This is a genomic window from Qipengyuania marisflavi, assembly GCF_005884405.1.
Classification (GTDB): Bacteria; Pseudomonadota; Alphaproteobacteria; order Sphingomonadales; family Sphingomonadaceae; genus Qipengyuania; species Qipengyuania marisflavi.
Window position 1 is genome coordinate 471,990 of sequence record NZ_VCAO01000002.1, and the last position, 7,270, is coordinate 479,259.

Annotated in this window: 4 protein-coding genes; 3 read left to right on the forward strand and 1 reads right to left on the reverse strand. The window is 63.4% G+C overall.

What is annotated here, in order from left to right:
• The first annotated feature begins 71 nt into the window (after positions 1-71).
• From FEV51_RS06895 to FEV51_RS06905, 3 genes are all read left to right on the forward strand, one after another.
• A complete protein-coding gene (locus FEV51_RS06895) occupies positions 72-887 on the forward strand; it encodes a DUF7146 domain-containing protein (RefSeq protein ID WP_425466598.1) in 816 nt (271 codons plus the stop codon).
• A gap of 75 nt (positions 888-962) precedes the next feature.
• Positions 963-5,210, forward strand: a complete 4,248-nt coding sequence (locus FEV51_RS06900) for a strawberry notch family protein (RefSeq protein WP_138617224.1) — start codon at positions 963-965, stop codon at positions 5,208-5,210.
• A 103-nt stretch (positions 5,211-5,313) separates the two neighbouring features.
• On the forward strand, positions 5,314-7,044 hold the full coding sequence (locus FEV51_RS06905) for a ParB/RepB/Spo0J family partition protein (protein ID WP_246034471.1): 1,731 nt from the start codon (positions 5,314-5,316) through the stop codon (positions 7,042-7,044).
• Here FEV51_RS06905 and FEV51_RS06910 read toward each other — a convergent pair.
• Positions 7,010-7,270 (reverse strand): IS3 family transposase (locus FEV51_RS06910; protein WP_138615238.1); only part of this gene is annotated, 261 nt, incomplete at its 5' end. The two genes, FEV51_RS06905 and FEV51_RS06910, sit on opposite strands and share 35 nt — an antisense overlap.

The window sequence follows — 7,270 nt, forward strand, 5'->3', positions numbered from 1 at the left end:
GTCATTCGCTCGAGGACACCGCCCGAAGGATCTGCGAAAACCGAGGGGGCAAATGGTCAGGCACAAGGGGCATGGCCTGCTGCCCTGCGCATGATGACCGCACACCTTCGCTCGGCGTGACGCTCGGCCGAAAGGCTATTCTCTTCCATTGCTTTGCGGGCTGCGATCAGCAGAGCGTGCTTTCCGCACTGGCGCGCGAAGGATTCGAGGTGGCCAGGTTTTTCTCGGGTTCTTCAGCCGAGAATCAATTCAAGTCGACCAGAGTGGGCAAACCCTCGGCAGCAGCGTTGAGGATCTGGCGCGAAGCGGAACCATTGGGTGCCAGTCCGGCGAAGGCCTACCTTGAGAGCCGCGGCATCCTCGCCGCATCTCCGGCGCTCCGCTTTCATCCACGAACGCCGCTTGGCCCGAAAGTACGGGCCCGCTTTCTGCCCGCCATGATCGCGGCAGTCAGCCTCGACGAGGGCCCGATCGCCATCCACCGCACGTTCCTGTCTACCGAGGCTTCAGGCAAGGCCGCTTTCGAAAAGCCGAAACGCGCGCTCGGCGCGCTCGGTGAAGCTGCTGTCCGCCTTTTCGCTCCGGCCTCCGGCAAGCTCGGCCTCGCTGAGGGCATCGAGAGCGCGATGTCGGCCTATGCTCTCACCGGCATTCCCGTCTGGGCGACCCTGGGCAATGAGCGCTTTGGTCTCGTCAGCGTGCCTGAGAGCGTGACCGAGCTTCACCTCTTCGTCGATCACGATGCTGGCGGCGAGCTGGCCGCGTCGCGTGGCTTGGCCGCTTATGCCCGCGATGGGCGGACGATCCACGTTCGCAAACCATCCTCACGCGACACCGACTGGAACGATGAACTTACAGCATGGCTGCGCCGCAAAGCGGCGCGGTAGAGGAGAGAGAGCTTCTCGAATTCCTGATCCGGCAGAGGGCCTGTCCCGATGCCCTCATCAGGAGGACGAATTGCCATGTTTCAGTCAGACTTGTTTCCCGCCGGCGAGCAGATACCGGCAGTGCCCCTGGCCTTCGCCATCGGTGCCCGGATTGCCGCGCTTCTCACCTCGGGTCGTCATCTTACCCGTGCCGACATTTCCGGGCTGTTCGCCGAAGAGACCGGCGCCCTTGACTGGGGAAGCGCCTGGAGCATCGACGACTACAATAACGCGGTCGAGATCGGGGCGCTGCTCTGGCTTCGCGAATCTTCGCGCATAGACCTGGCGACCAGCGTGCACGAAACCGAAGCGCGGTTCGACTGGCTCGAAGCAGCCTTGCCGCCCCGGCACGTTCGCAGCGAAGGACAGGTCGAGCTCCAGCAGTTCTCGACCCCGCCGATGCTGGCCTGGCTGATGGCAAAGGCCGCAGCCATCTCTGCGCACGACACGCTACTCGAACCCTCCGCCGGGAATGGCGCCCTCGCTCTCTGGGGCAGCCTCCAGGACGCCTCGTTGGTCCTCAACGAGATCGATCTGGCAAGACGAAACGGGCTGGGCCATATCTTCCCCGCGGCCACGATCACTGCGCATGACGGGGAACTGATCGCCGACCTGCTTCGCAGCCCGGTTCCATCGGTCGTGCTAATGAACCCGCCATTCGCTCATAGCCATGAACGCGGCGAGGACCGCGAGACCGCTATGCGTCACCTGCGCGGTGCGATCCGAGCGGCTGCGAATGGGGCGAGGATAGTCGCCATCATGCCCGATGGCTTTGACGCTTCCACATTCGCCAAAGCACAGGACGAAGCGTCGCTCCTGATTAATGTCCGCTTGGAGCAGATGTTTCGCCGGACAGGGACGGGGATCGCCGTTCGCCTGGTCGTGATCGACAAGACGCAGACTGCGTCTTCGCCCGCGATCACCGGAGACACCTGCGACCTGGTCGAGCTCCACGAGCTTATCACCGCACTTCCGCGCCGCGCGCAAACACCCGCCAGCCTCCATCGCTTGCCGTTCAGCAAGCCAATTCGCCGAGTTGGCAAGACTTCGACCCAACGCACTCCGGTCCGTCCGGTGGCGCCTTTCGCAGCGACAGCAGCAGCCAAGGCGAATGCGACCACTCTTGCCTATTCGGTCTTGGCCGACTCCGCGCCGGTACCTGAACAGACAGGCATCTACCTGCCTTACCGGCCCAGTCGCATCGCGTTCGAAGGCGCTCCGGCCCATCCCACCCCGCTCGTGGAATCGGTCGCTATGGGTTCGGTCGCGGCTCCGCAGCCGGAAGTGCGGCCTCGTCTTCCCACCAACTGGCAGGCCGATGGCCTTTTATCCGAGGCTCAGTGCGAGACACTGGTCTACGCTGCCCAGGCATTCGCGCGCGACCTACCGGGCCAGTTCAAGGTCAGCCAGGAGGGCACTGCGCTGGAACTGTCCGAAGACGGTCATGAATACCGCCAAGGCTTTTTCCTCGGTGACGGGACCGGAGCGGGCAAGGGACGGCAAATCGCAGCGGTCATCATGGACCGCTGGCTCGCCAGCGAGCGTCGCCATATCTGGATCACGAAGAACGAGGCGCTGCTCGAAGATGCGCGCCGCGACTGGGAAGCGCTTGGCGGGCTGCCGCTCGATCTCCAGCCGCTCTCGCGCTGGAAACTCGGCCACCCCGTGACGATGTCCGAAGGCATTCTCTTCGTCACCTATCCAACGCTGCGCTCGGGACGCGCTGAGGATACGCGGCTCGACCAGATCCTTGCCTGGGCGGGCGAGGATTTCGACGGCGTGATCGCCTTTGACGAAGCCCACGCGATGGCCAATGCGCTTGGGGGCTCTTCAACCCGCGGCAAGGTCAAGGGCTCCGAACAGGGCATGGCGGGCCTCAGGTTGCAAAACCATCTCCCACGCGCCCGCGTGCTCTACGCGTCTGCCACCGGCGCTTCGGATATCGCCAACCTCGGTTACACCTCACGGCTTGGCTTATGGGGACCCGAGACTGCTTTCCCGACCCATGAGGCGTTCATGACAGAGATCCGCGCTGGCGGCGTCGCGGCGATGGAGCTCGTCGCCCGCGACCTCAAGGCTCAGGGCCTCTATCTTGCTCGTGCGTTGTCCTTCGCCGGGGTTGAGTACGAGATCCTCGAACACAGCCTGACCGAAGCGCAGGTCAAAATCTATGACGCCTACGCCGATGCCTGGGCGATCATTCACCGCAATCTCGAAGCAGCGCTCGAAGCAACCCGCGTGGTCGACGAGGACAGCGGCGACACGCTCAATCGCAATGCCAAGGCTGCGGCGCTGTCGATCTTCGAAGGCACCAAGCAGCGCTTCTTTGCCCAGCTTCTGCTCTCGATGAAATTGCCGAGCTTGATCCCCGCGATGGAAGCGGCGCTGGGCGAAGACCATTCGGTAGTCGTGCAGCTGGTCTCGACCGCCGAGGCCATGCTCGACCGGCGTCTCGCCGACCTATCCGACGAGGAACGCGAAGCGCTCGATATCGATCTGTCCCCGCGTGAATATGTCATCGACTACCTTAGCAAGAGCTTTCCGGTGCGTTTGATGCAGGTCTTCGCCGACGAGGATGGCAATCTTCGTTCCGAGGCAATGAGCGACGAGGAGGGCAATCCCGTTTTCTGCCCGCGCGCCATGGCCGCGCGCGATGCGCTGATCGAACAGCTCTGCGCACTGCCGCCCATCGCTACCGCGCTCGATGCGATCATCGAGCACTTCGGAACCGAGGCCGTCGCCGAGGTTACGGGCCGGACCCGCAGGCTGGTGATCGGACGCGATGGTCAGCAATGCCTCGAACGGCGTAGCCCCAGCGCCAATGTCGCCGAAGCGCAAAGCTTTATGGAAGGCACCAAGCGCATCCTGGTATTCTCGGACGCCGGCGGCACGGGTCGATCTTACCATGCCGACTTGGGCGCCAGGAACCAGCAGCGCCGGGTCCATTTCCTGCTCGAGCCGGGCTGGCGCGCCGACAACGCCATCCAAGGTCTTGGCCGTACCAACCGCACTAACCAGGCATCCGCGCCGCTGTTCCGCCCGGTTACCACAGACGTAAAGGGCGAACGCCGGTTCATCTCGACCATTGCGCGAAGGCTCGATGCATTGGGCGCGCTTACTCGTGGCCAGCGCCAGACCGGCGGACAGAACCTGTTCGACCCGGCAGACAATCTCGAAAGCGACTACGCGCGCGAAGCGCTCAGCCGCTGGTTCCAGCTGCTCTATGACGGCAAGCTCGAGGCCACGAGCTTCGGCAATTTCGTCGAGCGGACCGGCCTCCGACTTGAAAGCCCCGATGGCGGATTGACCGATAATCTCCCCACGATCCAACGCTGGCTCAACCGCATTCTCGCGCTGCCGATCGCGCTCCAGAACGCCATATTCGACGAATACCTTGGTCTCGTCGAAGCGCGGATCGAAGCTGCGCGTGAAGCCGGAACGCTTGATCAGGGACTGGAAACCGTGAGGGTCGATCGCTTCACGGTCCTCGCCGATGAACTCCTGCGCACAGACCCCGTGACCGGTGCCGAGACCCGTCTCGTCTCGCTCGAAGTGACGAAGCACCTTCGGACTCTGCGATTGAAGCGCCTGGTGCGGATGCACGAGATTGGCAGTACGCACGCGATCCCGATGCGCAATGCGCGCTCGGGCAAGGTCGCGCTGTCGGTTCCGACCCGCCGCCTCATCGCCGACGACGGGGCAGTGATCGAACGCCGACGCCTTTTGCGCCCGCTCAACTCCGCGAACTGGACAATCGAGGCACTCGCTGAAAGCCACTGGGAAGATATTGGCGTCACCGCATTCACGAGGGCCTGGCGTGCCGAGGAAGAGCAAGCGGCCAAGTCACCGGTGACCGAGCGCGTGCATCTCGCCACCGGACTGTTGCTTCCGGTCTGGAAGCGCCTGCCAGGCGATCATGTCCGCGTCACCCGGCTCGTTGCCGAGGACGGTCAGTCGATCATCGGCCGCGAAGTGCTCGATGTCGATCTCGCCGCAATCGCCGAGACCTTTGGCCTTTCCGGAGTTGCCGGACCATCGGCTGAGCAGATCGGCGAGCTCGTCATCGCCAGCGGCAAGCCGCTGGGCCTCGCAAGCCACGATGCCTTGACCGTCAAGCGATCACTGGTCGGCGGCGAGCAGCGCCTTGAACTGACCGGTTTCTCGCCGGATCGCCTCGACTGGTACAAGGGCAAGGGCTGCTTCACCGAGATCATCCGTTACCGCACGCGGCTGTTCGTGCCAGTCTCCGCAGCCTCGTCCGTTCTTCCCACGCTTGCCGCCTGACCGCTCGGGCCGACCCCAACTCAGAATGAGAGTGGAGGGAGCCCTTTGGGCTTGTGGGCCTCGTGATCCTCACCTGCGCCTTCATTCCATCAGGAGAACACCCATGATCCAGTCAATTCCCTTGAAGAAGCTCGTCCCGAGCCCGCGAAACGTTCGCAAGTCTAGCGACGTGCTGGCCGACCTCCAGCTACGGGCAGACATCGCTGTGCGCGGACTGCTGCAGAATCTCGTCGTGCGCAAAGGAAAGCGCGGCAAGTTCGAGGTCGAGGCCGGAGGTCGCCGTCTCGCCGCGCTGCAGGCGCTGGCCGAAGAGGGCACTTTACCCGAAAGCCATGAGGTCACCTGCCTCGTCATCGAAGGCGACGAAAGCGAAGTGCGAGAAGCCAGCCTTGCCGAGAACTTCCAGCGTCTCGCAATGAACCCGGCCGACGAGGCACAGGCCTTCGCCTCCATCATCGAGGCAGGGGCTACCACGGAAGACGTGGCGCGCCGCTTCGGCCTCACCGTCCGGTTCGTCGAAGGGCGCCTGCGTTTGGCAAGTCTCGCACCCTGCGTCTTCGAAGCACTCGCCGAGGGCACGATCACGCTCGACATGGCCAAGGCCTATGGCGCGATCTCCGACGTGGAGCGTCAGGCACATGTCTATGCCGAGCTGCAGGACGCCTGGTACCAGATCACGCCTGACACCATCCGCCGCATGGTGCTCGATGCCACGGTCCGCGGTTCCGATCCGCGTGCCGTGCTCGTCGGACGCGATGCCTACCTCGCCGCGGGTGGCCGGATTGAACGCGAACTGTTCGACGACGATGCCAGTGAAAGCTGGATCGATATCGCGCTGCTCGAGGACCTCGCGCACAAGGCCATGGACGAAGCCGCAGAAAAGACCGCACTTGAATATGGACTTGCCTGGGTTCGGCCGACGCTTGGCAACTACGTCAGCCATGACCTCATCGAAGGTCTGGGCCGCTTACCATGCGAGCCTGCACCGATGACCGAACAAGAAGCGCAAAAGCTCGGCGAACTTGAGGCCGACTACGACCGCGTCGCCGCCGTGCTCGAAGACGAGGACAGCGACGAGGATGAGGTCGCCAAGGCCGAACAGGAACTCGTGGTAATCGACCGCGCCATGCGCGCGATCAATGATCGGCCGCCGGTACTCGCCGACGAGCTGAAATCCGAAGCTGGCGCCTTCCTAGTCCTCTCGCGAAATGGCGAGCCGACATTGGTCCAGCAATACTACACCGAGACCGAAGTCATCGCTGACGAATGTGTGGTCGAGGCCGTCGAGGAGAGCGGAGCGGCGAAGCCTAAAGGGAGCTCGCTGTCCCAGCGCCTGCTCGACGAGCTCGCGATGCAGCGCCGCGACATCCTCGCGATCCATCTCGCAAACGATCCGGCACTGGCACTCGACTTCATGGTCTTCACGCTCGCCGATGCCGATGGGCACGACTGGCACGCGAAGAAAGCGTCGACGCTTGTCGGATCGGTAGCGTCCGGCCCGGTCACCGGGTTTGAGGCCAAGGATGCGCCGGCGAGTGCTGCTTTGGCCGAATTCGCGGGGTCGCTCGATGAAAGCTGGCGTGCTGGCGAGAGCGATGTCGAGCGGTTTGCCAGGTTCCGGGCGCTTACCGACGAGGCGCGCTCGGCCTGGCTTGGTCATGTCGTCTCGCGTGCACTCGTTGCCAGTCTTGCCTGCGAAGGCGAGCGTTCGGTGCCGATGCACGAGGCGCTCGGCTCGCTCCTTGAAATCGAGACCGCGCAATGGACTTGTAACGGTTTTGTGCCGGTCACTGATCTCATTATGCCACTTTGGCTTCGAATGCGAGCGGGCTGATGCCGCCCAGATATGAATGGCGGCGGCGGGTATTGTAGAACCCGTTGATGTACTGGAAGATGGCGGCCTCGGCTTGTCGCCGTGTTGGCCAGCTCTGCCGCCAGATTAGTTCCGCCTTCAGGCTTTTGAAGAATGTCTCGACAGAGGCGTTATCATAGCAATTACCCTTGCCGCTCATCGATGGCCGCAGGCCGTAAGCCTGCAGCATCTTTTGATAATCGTAGGA